General features: G+C 72.9%; 18 protein-coding genes. 14 read left to right on the forward strand and 4 right to left on the reverse strand.

Annotated features, from left to right (window positions below; genetic code table 11):
• Positions 1-13 precede the first annotated feature (13 nt).
• Complete coding sequence (locus FR742_RS06020; RefSeq protein ID WP_148030011.1) at positions 14-967, reverse strand: aldo/keto reductase; 954 nt, start codon at positions 965-967, stop codon at positions 14-16.
• Positions 968-1,279: 312 nt separating this feature from the next.
• Here FR742_RS06020 and FR742_RS06025 point away from each other — a divergent pair, with 312 nt between their 5' ends.
• Together FR742_RS06025 and FR742_RS06030 are read left to right on the forward strand one after the other, a co-directional pair.
• A complete protein-coding gene (locus FR742_RS06025; RefSeq protein ID WP_148030012.1) occupies positions 1,280-1,984 on the forward strand; it encodes a 4'-phosphopantetheinyl transferase in 705 nt (234 codons plus the stop codon).
• Positions 1,981-2,826, forward strand: a complete 846-nt coding sequence (locus FR742_RS06030; RefSeq protein ID WP_148030013.1) for a TIGR03621 family F420-dependent LLM class oxidoreductase — start codon at positions 1,981-1,983, stop codon at positions 2,824-2,826. Before FR742_RS06025 ends, FR742_RS06030 begins: the two co-directional genes overlap by 4 nt.
• On the opposite strand, the gene FR742_RS06035 is transcribed toward FR742_RS06030, so the two are convergent.
• The gene (locus FR742_RS06035; RefSeq protein ID WP_261808375.1) at positions 2,807-4,189 is read right to left on the reverse strand and encodes an NDP-hexose 2,3-dehydratase family protein; all 1,383 of its coding nucleotides are present in this window, start codon (positions 4,187-4,189) and stop codon (positions 2,807-2,809) included. The two genes, FR742_RS06030 and FR742_RS06035, sit on opposite strands and share 20 nt — an antisense overlap.
• 133 nt (positions 4,190-4,322) lie before the next feature.
• On the opposite strand from FR742_RS06035, the gene FR742_RS06040 reads away from it, so the two are divergent.
• Genes FR742_RS06040 through FR742_RS06050 form a run of 3 tightly spaced genes read left to right on the forward strand, consistent with a single transcriptional unit; the run spans position 4,323 to position 6,768 of the window.
• Positions 4,323-4,916, forward strand: a complete 594-nt coding sequence (locus tag FR742_RS06040) for a DUF1707 domain-containing protein (RefSeq protein WP_148030015.1) — start codon at positions 4,323-4,325, stop codon at positions 4,914-4,916.
• A gap of 18 nt (positions 4,917-4,934) precedes the next feature.
• On the forward strand, positions 4,935-6,155 hold the full coding sequence (locus tag FR742_RS06045; protein ID WP_148030016.1) for a class I SAM-dependent methyltransferase: 1,221 nt from the start codon (positions 4,935-4,937) through the stop codon (positions 6,153-6,155).
• 40 nt (positions 6,156-6,195) lie between these two features.
• Complete coding sequence (locus FR742_RS06050; protein WP_148030017.1) at positions 6,196-6,768, forward strand: dTDP-4-dehydrorhamnose 3,5-epimerase family protein; 573 nt, start codon at positions 6,196-6,198, stop codon at positions 6,766-6,768.
• Positions 6,769-6,772: 4 nt separating this feature from the next.
• Here FR742_RS06050 and FR742_RS06055 read toward each other — a convergent pair whose 3' ends face one another.
• Complete coding sequence (locus FR742_RS06055) at positions 6,773-7,873, reverse strand: DegT/DnrJ/EryC1/StrS aminotransferase family protein (RefSeq protein WP_148030018.1); 1,101 nt, start codon at positions 7,871-7,873, stop codon at positions 6,773-6,775.
• Positions 7,874-8,079: 206 nt separating this feature from the next.
• Between FR742_RS06055 and FR742_RS06060 the strand changes: the two genes are divergently transcribed.
• Positions 8,080-9,246 carry a macrolide family glycosyltransferase gene (locus FR742_RS06060; RefSeq protein ID WP_222708851.1) on the forward strand — a complete coding sequence of 389 codons (1,167 nt, stop codon included), beginning with the start codon at positions 8,080-8,082 and terminating at the stop codon, positions 9,244-9,246.
• Positions 9,246-10,685: a BTAD domain-containing putative transcriptional regulator gene (locus FR742_RS06065; RefSeq protein WP_148030020.1), complete on the forward strand. Its 1,440-nt coding sequence runs from the start codon at positions 9,246-9,248 to the stop codon at positions 10,683-10,685. The genes FR742_RS06060 and FR742_RS06065 overlap by 1 nt, the downstream gene beginning before the upstream one ends.
• Before the next feature lie 153 nt (positions 10,686-10,838).
• On the opposite strand, the gene FR742_RS06070 is transcribed toward FR742_RS06065, so the two are convergent.
• The gene (locus FR742_RS06070) at positions 10,839-12,404 is read right to left on the reverse strand and encodes an FAD-dependent monooxygenase (protein ID WP_261808842.1); all 1,566 of its coding nucleotides are present in this window, start codon (positions 12,402-12,404) and stop codon (positions 10,839-10,841) included.
• Between FR742_RS06070 and FR742_RS45595 the strand changes: the two genes are divergently transcribed.
• The 7 genes from FR742_RS45595 (at position 12,351) to FR742_RS06100 (ending at position 18,384) form a co-directional block, all read left to right on the forward strand.
• Entirely contained in the window at positions 12,351-12,497 is a 147-nt protein-coding gene (locus tag FR742_RS45595) for a hypothetical protein (RefSeq protein WP_261808894.1), read from the forward strand. The two genes, FR742_RS06070 and FR742_RS45595, sit on opposite strands and share 54 nt — an antisense overlap.
• 75 nt (positions 12,498-12,572) lie before the next feature.
• Positions 12,573-13,322, forward strand: coding sequence for a 3-oxoacyl-ACP reductase FabG (gene fabG / locus FR742_RS06075; protein ID WP_187281015.1), 750 nt, complete (start codon positions 12,573-12,575; stop codon positions 13,320-13,322).
• 48 nt (positions 13,323-13,370) lie between these two features.
• Positions 13,371-13,661, forward strand: a complete 291-nt coding sequence (locus FR742_RS06080) for an acyl carrier protein (protein ID WP_148030022.1) — start codon at positions 13,371-13,373, stop codon at positions 13,659-13,661.
• Positions 13,658-14,146 carry a 3-hydroxyacyl-ACP dehydratase FabZ gene (gene fabZ, locus FR742_RS06085; RefSeq protein WP_148030023.1) on the forward strand — a complete coding sequence of 163 codons (489 nt, stop codon included), beginning with the start codon at positions 13,658-13,660 and terminating at the stop codon, positions 14,144-14,146. Before FR742_RS06080 ends, fabZ begins: the two co-directional genes overlap by 4 nt.
• A 3-nt stretch (positions 14,147-14,149) precedes the next feature.
• Positions 14,150-15,226: an aminomethyltransferase family protein gene (locus FR742_RS06090; protein WP_148030024.1), complete on the forward strand. Its 1,077-nt coding sequence runs from the start codon at positions 14,150-14,152 to the stop codon at positions 15,224-15,226.
• A gap of 33 nt (positions 15,227-15,259) precedes the next feature.
• Complete coding sequence (locus FR742_RS06095; protein ID WP_148030025.1) at positions 15,260-17,659, forward strand: beta-ketoacyl-[acyl-carrier-protein] synthase family protein; 2,400 nt, start codon at positions 15,260-15,262, stop codon at positions 17,657-17,659.
• Complete coding sequence (locus FR742_RS06100) at positions 17,656-18,384, forward strand: nitroreductase family protein (protein ID WP_148030026.1); 729 nt, start codon at positions 17,656-17,658, stop codon at positions 18,382-18,384. The genes FR742_RS06095 and FR742_RS06100 overlap by 4 nt, the downstream gene beginning before the upstream one ends.
• Positions 18,385-18,388: the final 4 nt, after the last annotated feature.

An 18,388-nucleotide genomic window follows, 5' to 3' on the forward strand; every position in this document is an offset into this window, starting at 1 on the left:
CGCCCGGCCCGCGTCAGAGCAGGGGAGCGGGCGACCGGCCGCCGGTGTCGGGGGGAAAGCCCTGGGGAGACAGCCCCGTCAGCCACTCGCGGGACTCGGGAGGCAGCTCGACCGCCGAGGCGGCGATGTTCATCTCCAGGTGCACCTGGTCGCGCGTGCTGGGGACCGGCACGATGTGCTCCTCGCGCGACAGCAGCCAGGCCAGCGCCAGCCGGCCCGAGCCCAGGTCGAGCCGCGCGGCCACGGCTTCGAGCCGCTGCAGCGGCCCGGCGTGCGACCGGAGCCGCTCGGGCCGGAACCTGGGGTCGGCGCGCCGCCAGTCGCCCGGGTCCAGGCGGTCGTCGGACCTGATGCGGCCGGTGAGGAAGCCGCGGCCGAGCGGGCGGGCGGCCACGACGGACACGCCCAGCTCGCGCGCCGTGGCGAGCAGCGCGGAGTCGACGCAGGTGCCCCAGAGGGAGTACTCGATGGCGAGCGCCGTGACCGGATGCACGGCGTGCGCCCGCCGGAGCTGGTCGGGAGTGCCGTTGGACAGCCCGATGTAGCGGATCTTGCCGGCCCGCACCAGGGCGGCCAGGCGGGTCATGCTGTGCTCGATCGGGACGCGGGAGTCCTGGCAGTAGAGGTAGTAGATCCCGACGTGGTCGGCGCCGAGGCGCTTGAGCGAGGACTCGCAGGCCTGTTCGAGATAGTCGGGCCTGCCGTCGAACTCCACCGGCTCCTCCGGCCCGCGCACGCGGGCCCCGCCGCGGGTGGCCACCACGACGTCGTCGGACCGCCCGGCGACGGCCCGGCCGATCAGGCGCTCCACCTCGCCGGCGGCGTAGAAGTCGGCCGTGTCGAGGAGGGTCACACCGGCGTCGAGCGCCCGGCGGACCACCCGTTCGGCCTCGGCGGGGTCGACGCTGCCGTAGGCGCCGCTCAGAGCCAGCGAGCCGAGCCCGATGTTCGAGATGAGAGGCCCCATCCGGCCTAGCCTCGTGTAACGCACCGAATTCCCTTCATGCGTCCATTATCGGGAACAGTTCCCGGTGAATCGCCGGTATTTTACGACCACTCGGGTGGAGCAGGTGCCGTGATTTGCCCGAGATGCGTTAAGCCACAGACTCCCCCTGCGGCAGTAGGGGTTTCAAGGGCGGGCCCGGCAGAGACCCCCCTATCAGCCCCCTAATTCCGGTGACAGAGGCGGAGGTCCTTCTTTCGGGGCCGCAGGAAATCGTGGTATTTCGTTACTGTGCGGGGGTTTCCCGCGGCGACGGGCGCGAGGAGGGAGATGCGGGTGATCGAAGCGATTCTGCCCGCGACGATCCACTCCTACGACGCCTTCGGCGACCCGCCCGACGCCGTGCTCCTGCCCGCCGAGGAAGAACTCGTCCGCCAGGTGGCCGACAAACGGCGCCAGGAGTTCACCACGGCCCGCCACTGCGTGCGCAAGGCCATGGAACGACTGAACCTGCCGCCGGTGCCCGTCCTCACCGGCACCTACGGCGAGCCCCGCTGGCCGGCCGGCCTCATCGGCAGCATCACCCACTGCGACGGCTACCGTGCCGCGGCCGTCGGCGCCGTCGGCGGGACCGTCGGCATCGACGCCGAGCCCGACGCCCCGCTGCCGTCCGGCGTGGAGGAGGCGGTGACCCTGCCCAGGGAGCGCGAGATGCTGCGCCGCCTGGCCGCCGAGCACCCGGGCCTCAACTGGGACCGCCTGCTGTTCAGCACGAAGGAGTCGGTCTACAAGGCGTGGTTCCCGCTGGCCAGGCGCTGGCTGGACTTCCAGGACGCGGCGATCGTGCTGGACCCGGAGCGCGGCACGTTCCACGCGCGCCTGATGGTGCCGGGGCCGCGCTGGCAGGGCCGGCCGCTGACCGGGTTCCACGGCCGGTGGACGGCCGGGCGCGGTCTCCTCCTCACCGCCATCGCCATGATCGAGCCCCGGGCCGCCGCCGTGCCCCGGCAGGCCCGCCGCTCCGAAGGAGCCGCCCGATGACCCCTCTGCGGTTCGGCGTCGTCCTGATCACCGAGGACTGCTCGGGGGCCGGATGGGCGGCCAAGTGCCGGCGCGCCGAGGCGCTGGGCTACGACGTCATCGCGGTGCCCGACCACCTGAACCTGCTCTCGCCCTTCCCCAGCGCGACGCTGGCCGCCGAGGCCACCGAACGGGCGGTCATCGGGACGTACGTGCTCAACGCCGCGTTCCACCACCCCGTCCTGCTGGCCAGGGACGTCACCACCACCGACCGGCTCATCGGCGGACGGCTGGAGCTGGGGGTCGGCACCGGCTACGTCAGGTCCGAGTTCGCGGCCCTGGGCCTGCCCGACGACCCGGCCTCGCGCGTCCGCCGCCTGGAAGAGCTGGTCGGCACGCTCGACACGCTGCTGCGGCACAAGGGGCCGCCGCTGATGATCGGCGGCCACGGCGACCGGGTGCTGCGGCTGGCCGCCCGCAGGGCCGAGATCGTCAGCTTCACCGGCGCCCCCTACCGGGCGGAGTACGGCAGGACGGCGCTGGTCGACGCGGAGACGCTGCTGCGGCGGGTCGAGTTCGTCCTGGCCGAGGCGGGGGCGCGCGCTCCGCGGATCGAGCTGAACGTGCTGTCCAAGGCCACGGTGCTGACCCGCGACCGGCGGGCCGGCGCGGAGACCGTCCGCCGCTACGCCCCGGACCTGCCGCCCGAGCGGCTGCTGGAGCTGCCGACGCTGTTCGTGGGGACGCCCGCGCAGATCGCGGAGCAGGTGCGCGAGCACCGGGAGAGGTTCCGCCTGTCCTACTTCACCGTGATGGAGCCGGCCATGGAGGACTTCGGCAAGGTCATCGAGCTGCTGCGGTGAGCCGCTCGTCGCGCGTCAGGCCGTGCAGGCAGGCGACGAGGGTGCGGGCCTCCACGTTGAGGTAGTAGCTGTGCCGCAGCAGCTCGTCCAGCTGGTGCAGGGCCAGCCAGCGGAAGTCCGGGTGGCCGGGCAGCGGGTCCTCGTCGGTCTCCACCACGAGGTAGCGGTTGCGCGCCCGGTAGAAGCGGCCGCCCTCCTCCGACAGCACCGTGTCGAAGCGCACGCTGTCCGGCCGGGCCGCCAGCACCTCCGTCAGCAGCGGCGGCCGGGCGCGCGGCGGCAGGTGGTCGTAGTTGCCGGGGGTGCACTGCACGGTCGGGGCCAGCTCCACCACGTCGGTGTAGCCGGGGTCGGCGCGCGCGTGCGCGAGAGCGTGCAGCACCCCGCCGATCCGCATGACCAGGAACGCGACGACCCCGGTGCCGACGGGCGCGATCATCGGCTGGTCCCAGCCGCCGACCTCGCGCCCGTGCGCCCGCACGCGCACCCCGATGACCTCGAAGAACCTGCCGGTGTCGTGCGCGATGCGGCCGCCGGCCCGCCGCCACCCGCGCAGCCGCCCGAGCGCCAGCGGCCTGGCCTGGATGTCGGTCGTGGAACGCAGGCCGCTCAGCCAGCTCAGGATCTCGCCCATGCCGTGCGCGGCCCGCCGCCCCGGCACGCGGGAGCGCGCCACGAGCGCGCCGAAGCCCTCGTCCCCGTCCCGCGCGCCGCCCTGGGGCGGCAGGCAGGCCAGCACCGTACGGGCGTCCATGTTCACCAGGTCGGGCACGGCCAGCAGCTCGTGCACGTGCCGCAGCGGCATCCAGCGGAAGCCCTCGGTCGCCGGCACGTGCGCGGCGACCTCGACCACCATGTTGCGGTTGCGCTTGCGGTAGAACCACGCGCCCTGTTCGGACTGGCGCACGTCCACGAGCACCCGGCCGCGCGGCTCGCGGAAGAAGCCGAGGTACGGCACCCGCCGCCCTTCGTGCACCCGCGTGTAGTTGCTCCTGGTGGCCTGCACGGTGGGCGAGAGCTGCGGCCCGCCGACGTTCCCCGGCTCGTTCTTGGCCTGCATCAGCAGGTACGGCACCCCGTCCACGCGCTTGAGCAGGATGCCGAGTATGCCCGCCTCGGGCTGGTTGATGATCGGCTGCGTCCAGGAGGTCACCGGCCCCGCGGGATGCCGGACGTCGAGGCCCTCCACGGTGAAGAACCGCCCGCTCCGGTGGCGGATGTCGCCCGTCTCCGGGTCCTCCCGCCAGCCGGTCAGCTCGTCCAGGGGCACCCGCGTCGCCTGCATGAAGGTGTGACCGGCGATCTCCGCCAGCCAGCCGCGAACGTCGATGATGGCAGCCTCCTCACCCCTGGCCCCCGTCACGGCCGAACCTGTCACGGCGCGGCGACGCCGCTCAACCCCTACCGGCCCGGCCTCGGTCCCCTGTCGGGTCGGCCTCGGGGAAATAGGGGTTATGCGCCGGTGAGACCCTTCATAGCCTTCTAGGGTGGACGCCATGACCGAGCAGCCGGACATGCGAGCAAGCGACCAGGATCGTGAGAGAGTGGCCGAGATGCTCCGCGTCGCGGTCGGCGAGGGACGCATCACCCTCGAAGAGCTCAACGAGCGGGTCGACCGCGCCTACACCGCCATCACCCGTGGACAGCTGGAAGCGCTGGTGGCGGACCTGCCGCAGATCGGCCTGCCGGTCCCGGTCAGTCCCACGATGCCGCTGTCCGTCCCCACCACCGGCGGGCTGGAGTTGCACACCCGCAGCGGCAAGGTCGTGCGCCACGGACGCTGGTCGGTGCCCCCGTACATCAGCGCCAAGGCGGGCCGCTTCGGCACCGTGAAGATCGACTTCACCATGGCCGACTGCCCGCACCGGGAGATCGTGCTCGACGTGGAGATCACCTCCTGGTTCGGCGACGTGGTCGTCATCCTGCCGCGCGGCTGGCTGGTCCGTGAGGAAGGAGTCGTACGGCGCTGGATGGGCGCGGTCTTCAACCGCCCGCCCGTGCCGCTCGCCCACGACGGTGTCCTGATCCGGCTCACCGGATACGTGCAGACCGGGGACGTGTGGGTGCGCTACCGCCATCCCGAGGGCTGAACGATCATGGAGGAGCGCATGGAGTGCCGCGTCTGTTCAGGAAAGCTGCACCGGTTCGCCGACTTCGGGAGGCAGCCGCTCTCCGACCACTTCGTCCTCCCCGGCGACCCGGCGCCCGAGTTCTTCTTCCACCTGGCCGTCGGGGTCTGCGAGGACTGCTCGATGGCCCAGCTCCTCGAAGAGGTGCCGAGGGAACGGATGTTCCACGAGAGCTACCCGTACCTCTCCTCGGGGTCGGCGGTGATGCGCGAGCACTTCGAGGGCGTGGCGAAGCGGCTGCTCGCCACCGAGCTGGCCGGTCCTGACCCGTTCGTGGTCGAGCTGGGCTGCAACGACGGGACCATGCTCAAGACCGTCGCCGACGCCGGGGTCCGGCATCTCGGCGTCGAGCCGTCCGGCGGGGTGGCCGACCTGGCGGCGGCCCGGGGCGTGCGCGTGCGCAAGGACTTCTTCGAGGCCGGCGTCGCCGCCGCCGTCCGCGCCGCGGACGGGCCCGCCGACGTGATCTACGCGGCCAACACGCTCTGCCACATCCCTTACGTGGACTCCATCCTGAGCGGGGCCGGCGCGCTGCTGCGCCCCGGGGGCGTGCTGGTCTTCGAGGACCCCTACCTCGGCGACATCGTGACGCGCCGCTCCTTCGACCAGATCTACGACGAGCACTTCTACTTCTTCTGCGCCGCCTCCGTCCGAGCCATGGCCCGCCGCCACGGGTTCGAGCTGGTGGACGTGGAACGGCTGCCGGTGCACGGCGGCGAGGTCCGGTACACGCTGGCCAGGCGCGGCGCGCGGACCCCCACCCCGGCGGTGGCCGCCCTGCTGGCGGAGGAGGAGGCCCGAGGGCTGACCGAACCGGCGACGCTGCGCGACTTCGCGGCCCGGGTCGCCGCCAACCGCGACGACCTGGTGGCGCTGCTGACGGGCCTGCGCGATCAGGGCGCCCGCGTCTACGGGTACGGCGCGACCGCCAAGAGCGCCACCGTGCTCAACTACTGCGGCATCGGCCCGGACCTGGTGTCGTTCGTCTGCGACACGACGCCCGCGAAGCAGGGCAGGCTCACGCCCGGCTCCCACATCCCGGTGCGCGGGCCCGAGGCGTTCGCCGACCCGTACCCCGACTACGCGCTGCTGCTCGCCTGGAACCACGCGGAGGAGATCATGGCGAAGGAGACCGCCTTCCGGGAGGCGGGCGGCCGCTGGATCCTGTACGTCCCCGAGGTCCACCTCGTGGGGGCCTGACCGTGGGCCCCGGCCGTGCGCGGCGGGCCGGAGGGCGCCCGTGAGGCACCGTGAGCTCGCCGTGACCGGCGCGTACGCGTTCGATCCGGACGTCTTCCGCGACGAGCGGGGCGACTTCGCCTCGCCTTACCAGGAGAGGGCGTTCGTGGCCGCGGTCGGGCGGCCGCTGTTCCCCGTCGCGCAGGCCAGCAGGAACGTCTCCCGGCGCGGCGTGGTGCGCGGCATCCACTACACGCTCACGCCGCCCGGCACCGCCAAGTACGTCTACTGCGCGGGAGGGCGGGTCCTCGACCTGGTGGTGGACCTGCGGGTGGGGTCGCCGACGTTCGCCCGGTGGGACGAGGTGGAACTGACCGCCGGCAACGGCCGCGCCGTCTACTTCCCGCCCGGCGTCGGCCACGCCTTCGTCGCGCTGGAGGACGACACCGTGGTGAGCTACCTGCTCTCGGCGGAGTACCGCGCGCAGAACGAGCTGACGCTCTCGGTGTTCGACGAGGAGATCGGGCTGCGGCTGCCCGCCGGCCCGCCGCCGATCCTCTCGGAACGCGACAGGACCGCGCGCACCCTGGGCGAGGCCGCGGCGGCCGGCCTGCTGCCGGAGTACACCTTCTGAGCTGTCACAGGACGTCGCGGAGCGCGGAGATGACCTTCTCCTGGAGGCCGGGCGGCAGCGACGGGTACATCGGCAGCGAGAAGATCTCCCCGGCCAGCGCCTCGGTGACCGGGAGGCTGCCCGGCGCGTAACCCAGGTGCGCGAAGCCCTTCATGGTGTGCACCGGCCACGGGTAGCTGATGTTGAGGTGGATGTCGTACCCGCGCAGCGCCTCGATGATCTCGTCGCGCCGCGGATGGCGCACCACGTACAGGTAGTAGGCGTGCTCGTTGCCCTCGGCGGTCTCGGGCAGCACCAGGCCGGTGCCGGCCAGGCCGTCGGCGTAGCGGGCGGCCACCGCTCTCCGGCCGGTGACGTAGCGGTCGAGCCGGGTCAGCTTGCGGCGCAGGATCTCCGCCTGCACCTCGTCCAGGCGGGCGTTGTGGCCGGGCGTCTCGACGACGTAGTAGGTCTCCTCCATGCCGTAGTAGCGCAGCCGCCGCAACGCGCGGTCGACCTCGCCGTCGGAGGTGATCGCCGCGCCGCCGTCGCCGTAGGCGCCCAGCACCTTGGTCGGGTAGAAGGAGAACGCCGCCGCGTGGCCGATCGACCCCGCCGGCCGGCCGTGGTGGCGGGCGCCGTGGGCCTGCGCGCAGTCTTCGAGTATCACCAGGTCGTGGCGGGCCGCCAGCCGCTCCAGCGGCGCCATGTCGACGCACTGGCCGTAGAGGTGGACGGGCAGCAGGCACCGCGTCCGCGGCGTGAGGGCCGCCTCCACCTGGCCGACGTCCATCAGGTACGTCCGAGGGTCGACGTCGACGAAGACCGGGACCGCACCCACCGCGTCGACGGCGACCACGGTCGGCGCGGCGGTGTTGGCCACGGTGACGACCTCGTCGCCCCTGCCCACGCCCAGCGCCTGCAGGGCCAGCTTGATGGCGTTGGTGCCGTTGTCGACGCTCACGCAGTGGCGCACCCCGTGGTAGGCGGCGAACTCCGCCTCGAAGGAGCGCACGCTCTCGCCCAGAACGAGCTGACCGGAGCGGAACACGGTCTCGACGGCGTCGATGATGTCCGCTCGCTCGGATTCGTATTCCGGTAGATAGTCCCAGACCCGCGTGGGCATCGTCGTCCTCCTCGCAATTGCGGCCAGGGTAAACAGCGCCGCAGGCCGCGCGGAACCCCTAGGAATGGGGGTGGATTCAGGGGGATGCGAAGCGCGGTGAGGGGGAGTTTAGGGGTGCTGCCTTCCGGCGGCCGATCATTAGCTTGAGTGAGCGACCGATACGCTGAACCAGCGGGAGAGTTGACATGACGCGGCACTTTCTTTTCATGTGTCAGCCGGATCACGGTCATGTGATTCCCCACCTAGCCGTGGTCGCCGAATTGGTCCGCCGGGGAAACCGGGTCACTTATTTGACCGCGCGTGCGATGGCGCCTCAGATCGAGAGCGCGGGCGCCACGGTGCTCTGCTACGACTCGGCCTACCAGTCGGTGGATCTGCGCAAGCTGGAGGACGACCCGCTGGGCCTGCTCTCCCTTTTCCTGGACGAGAGCGCGGCGATGCTGCGGGCGGCCGAACGGCTGCGCGACCGGCCCGACCTGATCGTCTACGACATCTCGATCCTGCACGCCGGCCGCATCCTTGCCAGGAAGTGGAAGCTCCCGGCCACGCAGCTGATCCCGGTGTTCGCGTCCAACGCCCACTTCTCCTACCTCTCGTCCATCTACGGCGGGCAGGAAGCGGAGCGAGAGTTGCCCGGCTGGGTCGACGACATGCTCGGCAGGACGCGGGACCTGGCGCTCGCGCACGGCGTCGAGGCCGACCCGGCCGAGCTGTGGTGGGAGGTCCAGGACTCCAACCTGGTCACCCTGCCGCGCTCGTTCCAGTTCGCCGGCGAGACCTTCGACGAGCGGTTCGCCTTCGTCGGACCGTGCCTGGGAGAGCGGGCCTTCCTGTCCGGATGGGAGCCGCCGGGCGACGGGCTGCCGGTCGCGCTGCTGTCCTTCGGCACCGTCGCCAGCGGGCGTCCCGACCTGGTGCGCACCTGCGTGCGCGCGTTCGCCGAGCTGCCCTGGCACGGCGTGGTGACGCTCGGCGACGGCATGGACCCGGCCGAGCTCGGCCCGCTGCCGCCCACGATCGAGGTGCGCCGGTGGGTGTCCCACCTGCGCGTGCTCGAACACGCCTCGGTGGCGGTCACCCACGGCGGCATGGGCACGGCCATGGAGGCCCTCTACTGGGGCTGCCCGATGGTCGTGGTGCCGGCCACGGCCGTCGACCGGCCGGCCGCGCGGCGGATCGGCGAGCTGGGGCTCGGCCGGGTCGTCGAGCCGGCCGAGCTGACCCCGGAGAGCCTGGTCGACGCGGTCCTCGCGGTGGCGGCTGACCCGGAGTCGCGCCGCAACGCCGAGGCGATGCGCCGCGACATCAGGGCCGCCGGCGGCACCTCACGGGCCGCCGACGTGCTCCGGCGCCGCGCGGCCGGGGCCGCCTGATGGGCGCGCCGCTGTCCGGGCCCGCGCCGGGGCCCGCCTTCGAGTTCCGCGTGCTGGGGCCGCTCCGGGTGTTCAAGGACGGCGACGAGCTGCCGATGAGCGCCAACAGGGAGCTGGCCATCCTCGCCTGCCTGCTCCTGAACGCCAACCGGGTGATCAGCGTGGACCGGCTGGTCGAGGCGGTGTGGGCCGGCTCCGCGCCGCGCAGCGCCTGGCGGCAGGTCGCGATCTGCGTGTCACGGCTGCGCCGCAGGCTCGGCGCGGGCGTGATCGAGACCTCCAGCCCCGGCTATCTCCTGCGGGCGCCCGACGACAGTATCGACTGGCTCAGGTTCACCGCCATGGTGGCGCGGGCGCGCGAACAGGCCGCCCGCGACCAGCAGGGCGCCGTCACGCTGCTGCGCGAGGCGCTCGCGCTGTGGAGCGGCAGCCCGTTCGAGGACCTCAGAGGGCTGCGGTACGACGTCGCGCGGATGGCCGAGTGGCGGCTGGAGGCGCTGGAGACCTGCCTGGAGCTGGAGATCGAGCTGGGCAGGCACCATCAGGTGATCCCCGAACTGCTCGCCCTGGTCGCCGAGTCGCCGTTCCGCGAGCGGGTGCGCGCCCAGCTGATGCTGGCCCAGTACCGCGCCGGGCGCCGGGCCGAGGCGCTGCGCACGTACCAGGAGACACGGCGCTTCCTGCTGGAGCAGATCGGCCTGGAGCCGGGGCCCGCGCTGCGGCGGCTGCACGAGCAGATCCTGCGCGACGAGACCGCGCTGATGCGCCCGCCCGCGCAGCGGCCCGCCCCGGTCGTGCCCAGCCAGCTGCCGCCGCAGGTGCTGCCGTTCGTGGGCAGGGACGGGGAGCTGGCCGGGCTCGACGCCGCCCTGCGGCCCGGGCGGGAGGCGCCCGGCGCTCTTGTGGTCACGGGTCCGCCGGGGGTCGGCAAGACCACGCTGGTGCTGCGGTGGGCGCACGCCAGGATCGACTGGTTCCCCGATGGCCAGCTCTTCGCCGACCTCGCGGGCATCGAGGGCCACGCCGTGCTGGACCGGTTCCTGCGGGCGCTCGGCGAGCGCGACCTTCCCGCCGACCATGCCGAGAAGGTGGCGCTGTACCGCAGCCGGACCGCCCGCCGCAGGATGCTGGTGGTGCTGGACAACGCCGGCGACGGCGACGAGGTGGCGTCCCTGTTGCCGGGCGGCGCGGGCTGCCGGGTCGTGGTGACCAGCGCCGACCCGCTGGACGACCTGGTCGCCAGGCAGGGCGCGCACCGCGTGTTCCTCGCGCCGCTGGGGGAGGAGGCGGCGCGTGAGCTGGCGGACATGCTCGTGGGGGCGGCGGGCACGGCGCTCGGCCCCGAGGCGGTGACCGACCTCGTCGCCACCTCCTGCGGCAACCCGCTCTCCCTCCGCCTCGGCGCCGCCCGCCTGCGCACCCGCGTCGCCCGCGTCTGACCCGCGCGGCGCTCCCTGCGTCCGCGTCGCCCGCGTGCGCCGCGCCCATGCTCTGCGCGCCCGCGTTCGGGGCGGCGCTGATCTGCGCGCCCGCCTGCGCCGCGCCCGCGTTCGGGGTGCCTTTGACCTGCGCGCTCGCGGTCGGGGCGGGTGTCAGTTCCGGGCGAGGATGGCCGACAGCGCTGTGGACAGCTCTTGCGCCGCGTCGTGCGGAGGGGACGTGGTTCGCCAGGCGACGTGGCCGTCCGGGCGGATGAGGACCGCGCCGGTCTCGCCGACGCCGTACTCCTCCGTCCAGGTCCCCGAGCTGTACGGGGCGGTGGGGGAGATTTGGACCGTGGCCAGGTAGGCGCCGGTCTGGGCGGAGGCGCGCGCCCACGCGGGGTCCGCCGTCATCAGGGTGAAGCGGGGGCCGAGCAGGTCCAGGGTCGAGACCTGCCCGCCGGGGCCGGTCAGCCACACGTGGGGGGCGCGGTGGCCGGGCCGGGCCGAGGGGACGTAGGTGCGGTAGGGGTCGGCGGGCGCGGGGGCGGGGGTGCCGTCCGAGACCACCGCCGCGGACTCGTACGCGAAGCCGAGCACCAGCCCTTCGCAGCTGCGCCGGCCCGCCTGCTGGTCGACGGCCTCACGCATGGACAGCCGCCCCTCCATCATGTTGAAGGTGATCAGGGCGTTGTTCAGGCTCTCGTCCACGGTCCACACGGCGACCGGACGCCGTTCGGCCGTGTAGGTGTCCAGCAGCGCCGGGCCCGCCGCGCCGCGCAGCACGGCGGCCAGCTTCCAGGCCAGGTTGTGGGCGTCCTGGATGCCGCAGTTCATGCCGAACCCGCCCTGGGGCGTCGCCACGTGCGCGGCGTCCCCGGCCAGGAAGACCCGGCCGGACTGGAAGCCGTCGGCGACCTTGGCCTGCTGCAGCCAGGGCATCACGCCGAGGATGGTGACCGGCAGGCCGGGCACGCCGACGGCGGCGCGCACGGCGGCCAGGCACGCCTCCTCGGTGAAGTCGGCCGGGCTGCCGCCCTCCTCGGGCTCGTACCCGGTCTGCACCATCCACCGCCGCCCGCTGTCGACCGCCTCCACGGCGCACGGAGGGTCGCGCAGGAAGGACAGCGCGGCCCGCCGGTCGCGGGGCAGGAAGCCCAGGTCGGCCTCGAACATGATGCTGATCATGTGGCCGAGCACCGGCGGCCCCTCGGCCTTGATGCCGAGCGAGTCGCGCACCCCGCTGCGGCTGCCGTCGGCGGCGACCACGTACCGGCAGCGCACCAGGGTCTCCTCACCGCCGCCCGAGACGACCGCCTCGACGCCGCCCGCGACCTCGCGCATCGACGTCATGGTGGTGCCGAACCTGACCTCCGTCGCCGGCCCCGACTCGGCGGTGCGGCGCAGGATGACCTCCAGCAGGTCCTGGGAGCAGAGGAAGGTGTAGGTGGGGCTGTGCGGGGCGTCGCGCCGCAGCGCCGCCGCCGACCGGACGAAGTCGTCCGCGGTCAGCGAGCTGCCGACGCCCACGGCGAGGAACTCCTCACGCGGCATTCCCGCGGCTTCCACCTCGTCCTGAATTCCCCACGAACGGAAAATCTCCATCGTGCGGGTGGTGATGAGCCGGGCCTTGGGGAAATGCGACGTCCCCTCGTGTTTTTCGACCAGCAAGGTGGATATTCCGTGGCGGGAAAGCTCGATGGCCGCGGACAATCCGACGGGCCCGCCCCCGACCACCAATACATCGGCCTCGCGCTGATCCATGGCGTCAGCATCGAATATGTCGATTACCTCAGTCAATGCGGGGATATCCGCATGATACAGGCGTGATATCCCCAGTTAGTAGCTTACATGGGGTAGATCCAGACAAGTCATTCTGCGATTGCCGAATTCCTGGAGACGCCGATGCTGTTCACCCAAGGCTCCGTGGCCCTGGTCACAGGGGGGTCGCGCGGGATCGGCCGGGCCGTCGCGCTCGACCTGGCCAGGGAGGGCGCCCACGTCATCGTCAACTACGCCAGGTCGGAACAGGACGCCAAGGAGGTCGTCGCCCTCATCGAGGAGGAAGGCGGCAGCGCGACGAGCGCGCGGGCGGACGTCACCGACGAGGAGTCGGTACGTCGCGTGTTCCGGGAGATCCGGGCCGACCACGGCCGCCTCGACGTGCTGGTGACCAGCGCCGGCATCACCCAGGACCGCTTCCTCATCGCCATGAGCCTGGAGCAGTTCCGCGGCCCGGTGGACACCAACCTCATCGGCACCTTCCTGACCTGCCGGGAGGCGCTGAAGCTGATGCAGCACCAGCGCAGCGGCTCGATCGTGACCCTGTCCTCCTCCAGCGGGCTGGACGGCGGCTTCCCCGGCCAGACGAACTACGTGGCTTCCAAGGGCGCCATCATCGCCTTCACGCACGCGCTGTCCAACGAAGCGGCCCCGCACGGCGTGCGGGCCAACGTCGTCGCGCCCGGGTTCGTCGCCACGGACATGACCCGCAAGGTCCCCGTCGCCATCAGGAAGCAGTACGAGTCGCGCATCCGCCTCGGCCGGATGGGCCGGCCCGAGGAGATCGCCTCGATCGTCAGCTTCCTGGCCTCCGACAAGGCGTCGTACATGTCCGGCTCGGTGGTCGTCGCCCACGGCGGCGGCCTCGGGTGAGCCGGCCCTCCCGACCCAAGGCACTAGGCCGTGTTCTTAGGAGAAATCATGACCATCGACGAACTGCGCGCGAAGGCCGCCGAACGCCAGCAGACCTGCGACCAGATCAAGAAGATGATCGTCTCGCGGCTCGACCTGGAGATCGAGCCGGGCTGGATCACCGACGACCAGCCGCTGTTCGGCCGGGGCCTGGAGCTGGACAGCCTCGACGTGCTCGAACTCTACGTCGCCATCGAGGCGGAGTTCGGGGTCGCGCTCTACGACAGCGAGATGGCCGTCTTCGGCTCGGTGTCGCGGCTGGCCGACGAGATCAACCCGGCGCTGCGGGCCCGGGGATGACGGTTACCGAGGCGAAGCCCGCCGGCCTGCGGCCGGTGAACGGGCTGACCCACGACCAGATCCGCGCGGTGCTGCCGCACCGCTGGCCGATGCTGCTGCTGGACCGGGTCGGCAAGGTGGAGCCGGGGGTCAAGGGCACGGCCACCAAGAACGTCGCCGGCACGGAGCTGTGGTTCCAGGGCCACTTCCCGAACGAGGCGGTGCTGCCCGGGATCGTGATCGTCGAGGCGCTGGCCCAGCTCGCCGGCGTGGTCTTCGCCCTGGCCGGAGCCAGCGAGATCAGCTACCTGGCGGGCGTCAGGTCGATGCGCTTCCGGCGCCCGGTCGTCCCCGGCGACCAGCTCGCCCTGACGGCCGAGCGGACCGGAGGCGGCGGCGGATTCGCGGAGTTCCGCGTGTCGGCCCGGGTGGCGGGCCAGGTGGCCGCCGAAGGAATTCTCACGATCGCCGATCCGGCGGGTCAACGTTCTGTGCGAAAGGTGTGAACCATGACCAACGTCCTCGCGGCCACGCATCCTGAGGGCACCGTCTACGGCGAGATCGGCGACGCGACTGTGCCGCTGCGTTTCTCGGCCTCGCCCGAGGCGCTGTCGGAGGAGTACACGGCGCTGAGGGAACGCGCCGCGGTCATCGACCTCGGCGGGCACCGGCTCATCGAGATCACCGGCCCCGCCGCGGTCGAGTTCGCCCAGCGGGTGCTGGCCCGCGACGTGGAGTACCTCACCTCCGACCGCTGCATGATGAGCCTCGTCCTCGACGAGGACGGGCGGATCGTGGACCAGGTGATCGCCTTCGGCCGGGAGGACGGGATCCTCCTGGAGAGCTCCTGCGGCGCGGGCTCCCGCCTGCTGGAGCACCTGCGGGCGCGGAACGACGAGGGCGCCGAGATCGCCGACCGCTCCGAGGACCTGGCGATCGTCGGGCTTGAAGGCCCGTACGCCTGGGGCGTCGTCGGCCGGTTGATCGACGCCGAGCTGGCCTCGCTGCCGTTCGAGTCCGTGGCGGAGACCACCTGGGACGGCGTGGACGTCGTCTTCGCCAGGACGGGCTTCACCGGCGAGTACGGATACCAGATGATCGTGCCCCGGGAGTCGGCCCCGGGCCTGTGGAGCCTGTCGGTCGAGCACGCCCGCCCGGCCGGGCAGGAGGCCCTGGAGCTGGCGATGCTCGAGGTCCGCCAGCCGATGCCGCGCCACGAGGCCACCCCGGGCGCCTCGGTGATCGAGATCGGCGCCAACTGGCTGGTCGACATCACCAAGGAGTCGTTCGTGGGCCGCGAGGCCGTGCTGGAGGCGTTCGAGTCGGGCGCCGGGCGCTCCACCGTCGGCTTCACCTGCGCGGTCGGCGTGCCCGCGCCGGGCACCCGGCTCATGGCGGGCGACCAGGTCATCGGCGAGGTCGTGCACGCCGTGCACAGCGTCGGGCTGAACGCCACGCTCGGCCTGGCCCGCGTGGACCGCGACCTGGCCGCGGCCGGGCTCGAACTGTCGGCCGGCGGCGTCGGCGTCACCACGCTCACCAGTCCCTACATCGTCCCCAAGAGCTGGAGCGTGCCGATCATCTGATCGGCCGGCCCGCTTCTCGTGAAGGAGACATCCATGGCGCTGCGGCCCGTCGTCGTCACCGGCCTGGGCATCATCTGCGCGGCCGGTCGCGACCCCGCGGACTTCTGGCTCCGGCTGACCAGCGGCAGCGGCGGCCTCACCCCCATGCGGGACGAGGCGTACGCGGTGTTCGAGGCCAGGCACGCGGGTCAGGTGCCCGACGAGTGGATCACGTCGCAGCTGCCGGACGCCGACGCCTCTCTCGACCGTACCGCCCAGCTGGCGCTCGTCGCCGCGCGCCAGGCGATGGCGGGGCTGACGGCCGCCGACCCCGGGCGGTTCGGGATCATCCTCGGCAAGTGCCAGGCGACACCGGACCAGGCGGGGCGCTACCAGCCGATGCACCGCACCGGCGACGTGGTCGCCGAACGGCTGGGCCTGCGCGGGCCCCGCATCCTGGTCTCGACCGCCTGCGCGGCCGGCGGGAACGCGGTCGGCCTCGCCAAGGACAAGATCCTGGCCGGCGAGGCGGACGCCGTCCTGGCCGGCGGCGTGGACCCGCTGCTGTTCGGCACGTACGCGGGCTTCGCGGGGCTGCAGGCGCTCAGCACCGGCCCGTGCCGCCCCTACAGCCGCTCCGACGGGCTCAACCTGGGCGAGGGGGCGGCCTTCCTGCTGCTGGAGCCGCTGGACCTGGCCCTGGCCCGGGGGGCGGTCCCTCTGGCCGAGGTCGCGGGCTACGGCCTGTCGGCCGACGCCTACCACGCGACGGCGCCCGACCCGACCGGCAGGGGAGGGGCCGCGGCCATGCGCCGCGCGCTCGCCGACGCGGGCCTGTCGCCCGGCGACGTGCACTACGTCAGCGGTCACGGCACCGGCACCCCGGCGAACGACGCCATGGAGGCCAAGGTGATGCGCCTGGTGTTCGGCGAGCGTGCCGGGCAGGTGCCCACCAGCAGCATCAAGTCCTTCCTCGGCCACACGCTCGGCGCGGCCGGCGCGGTCGAGGCGGTCGCCGCGGTGCTGGCGCTGCGCCACGGCGTGGCCCCGCCCACGATCGGCTTCGACGGGGAGCCCGCGGCCACCGACCTGGACTTCGTGCCGAACGTGGCCCGGCCCATGGACATCGGGACGGTCGTGTCCAACAACTACGCGTTCGGCGGCAACAACGTCTCCCTCGTGCTGACGCGGCCACGCGGGCCGCGCGCGTACGAGGACCCGCCCCGCAGGGAGGCGGTGATCACCGGGCTGGGGCCGGTCACCGGCGCGGGCACGGGCATCGCCGAGGTGAGCGCCGCCATCTCGGCCGGGGTTCGCGCGGCGGGCCGCCCGCCGTCGCTGGACGGGCGGACGTACGCGCCGCGCTCGCTGTGGCGGCACATGAACCGGCTGTCCCGGATGGCGATCGCGGCCTCGCGCCTGGCGTGGGAGGACGCGGGGCTGAAGCTGCCCAGGAAGGCGCTGGACGACGTCGGGCTCATCTTCGCCACCGGCGCGGGGTCGGCCGAGAGCACCGGCGGCTTCGACGAGAGCATCGCGCTCAACCCGAACAAGCCGGCGGTCCTGAGCTTCTCCAACGTGGTGCTGAACGCCACCGGCGGAGCCGTCTGCCAGACACTGGGCCTGCGCGGGCCGACCACCACCATCTGCAACGGCGGCGCGTCGGCCTCGATCGCGCTCGACTGCGCCCTTGAGCTGATCAGCGCGGGCAAGGCCGAGGTGGTCCTGGTGGTCGCGGCCGACGAGCGGCCCGGCGAGGCGTTCGGTGACCCCTCCGACCCGCCGACCCCGTACGAGACAGGCGCTGCCGAGCCGGTGCCGGGGTCGGCGGCGGTGGCCTTCGTCGTCGAGTCCGCCGACCACTGCGCGGGCCGCGGCGGCCGGGCCTACGCCCGGGTGCTCGCCACCACCCACGCCACCCACGACCCCACGGACGCCCATGTCCCGGCGGGCGCGCGAACCGCCGAATCTCTCAGTTCGCCTACAGAAGCGGTCGGTGCGGGAGGGGCGACGTCCGTGGCCACGGCGGAACTCGCGGTCTCCGCGAAGTCGCCGGACTCCGGGACCTCCCCCATCTCCTCGACCTCCGCAATGGGCGGGGTGGCGCGGGGGCTGGGGTTGCGGGCGGGGGTGGTGGTCGGGGTGGGTGCTGGTTCGTCGCGGGACCGCGAGGAGGCGGCGGCGGTGCTGGGGACGGCGGGCGGGGTGCTGACCTCGTCGGCCGCGCTGATCGGCGACTGCCAGGCGGCGAGCGGGGCGATGAACATCGCCATGGCCGCGCTGGCCGTCCGCGACGGGATCGCGCCCGCGCTCACCGGGCTCGCCCGGCCGGTCGCCGGGGACCTCGGCCGGTATCTGACCGATCCCGTGCTGCCGGGGCCGGTGGAGCAGGCGCTCGCGCTCACCGCCGCCCCCGGGTCCGTGTCGGGCGCCGTTCTGCTGGGGGCGGTATGAGCACACCGCCCTTCGACGTGGCCGAGACCGACCGGCTGCTGACGACGACGCGGTCCGTGCGCCGCCGGCTCGACGTGGACCGGCCGGTGCCGCCCGAGATCGTACGGGAGGCGCTGGAGGTCGCGGTGCAGGCGCCGACGGCCAACAACCACCAGAACTGGCGCTGGCTGGTGATCACCGAACCGGCGGTGAAGGCGAAGCTGGCGGAGATGATCCGCTCCTCCTGGACCTTCCACCGCAACGACATCTGGACCAACGCCGGCCGCCGCCGCAACGACGCCCGCGCCAAGCGCAACTACGCCTCCGCGCTCGCCCTCACCGAGACGCTCGAAGCGGTGCCGGTCCTCGTCATCCCGTGCGTGCTCGGCCGCCCGCCGGACATCGCGGCCATCAACGAGGCGTGGCGGGTGCGGATGGCGGACAAGGTCGCGGAGGACCCCGGCCACCTGGTGCGGCACGGCGAGACCAGGGCCAGCATCTTCTACGGCTCCATCTTCCCGGCCATCTGGTCCTTCCAGCTCGCGCTGCGCAGCAGGGGCCTCGGCAGCACCATCACCTGCCTGCACGTCCCCCACGAACGGGAGGTCGGGCGCCTGCTCGGCATCCCGTCGGGGGTCACGCAGGTGTGCATGATCCCGGTCGCCTACACCCTGGGAACCGACTTTCGCCCGGCTGAGCGCTACAGCGCGGAGGAACGCACCTACTGGGAGAGGTGGGGGAGTTGACACA

This window comes from Nonomuraea sp. C10, assembly GCF_008017515.1.
Taxonomy (GTDB): domain Bacteria; phylum Actinomycetota; class Actinomycetes; order Streptosporangiales; family Streptosporangiaceae; genus Nonomuraea; species Nonomuraea ferruginea.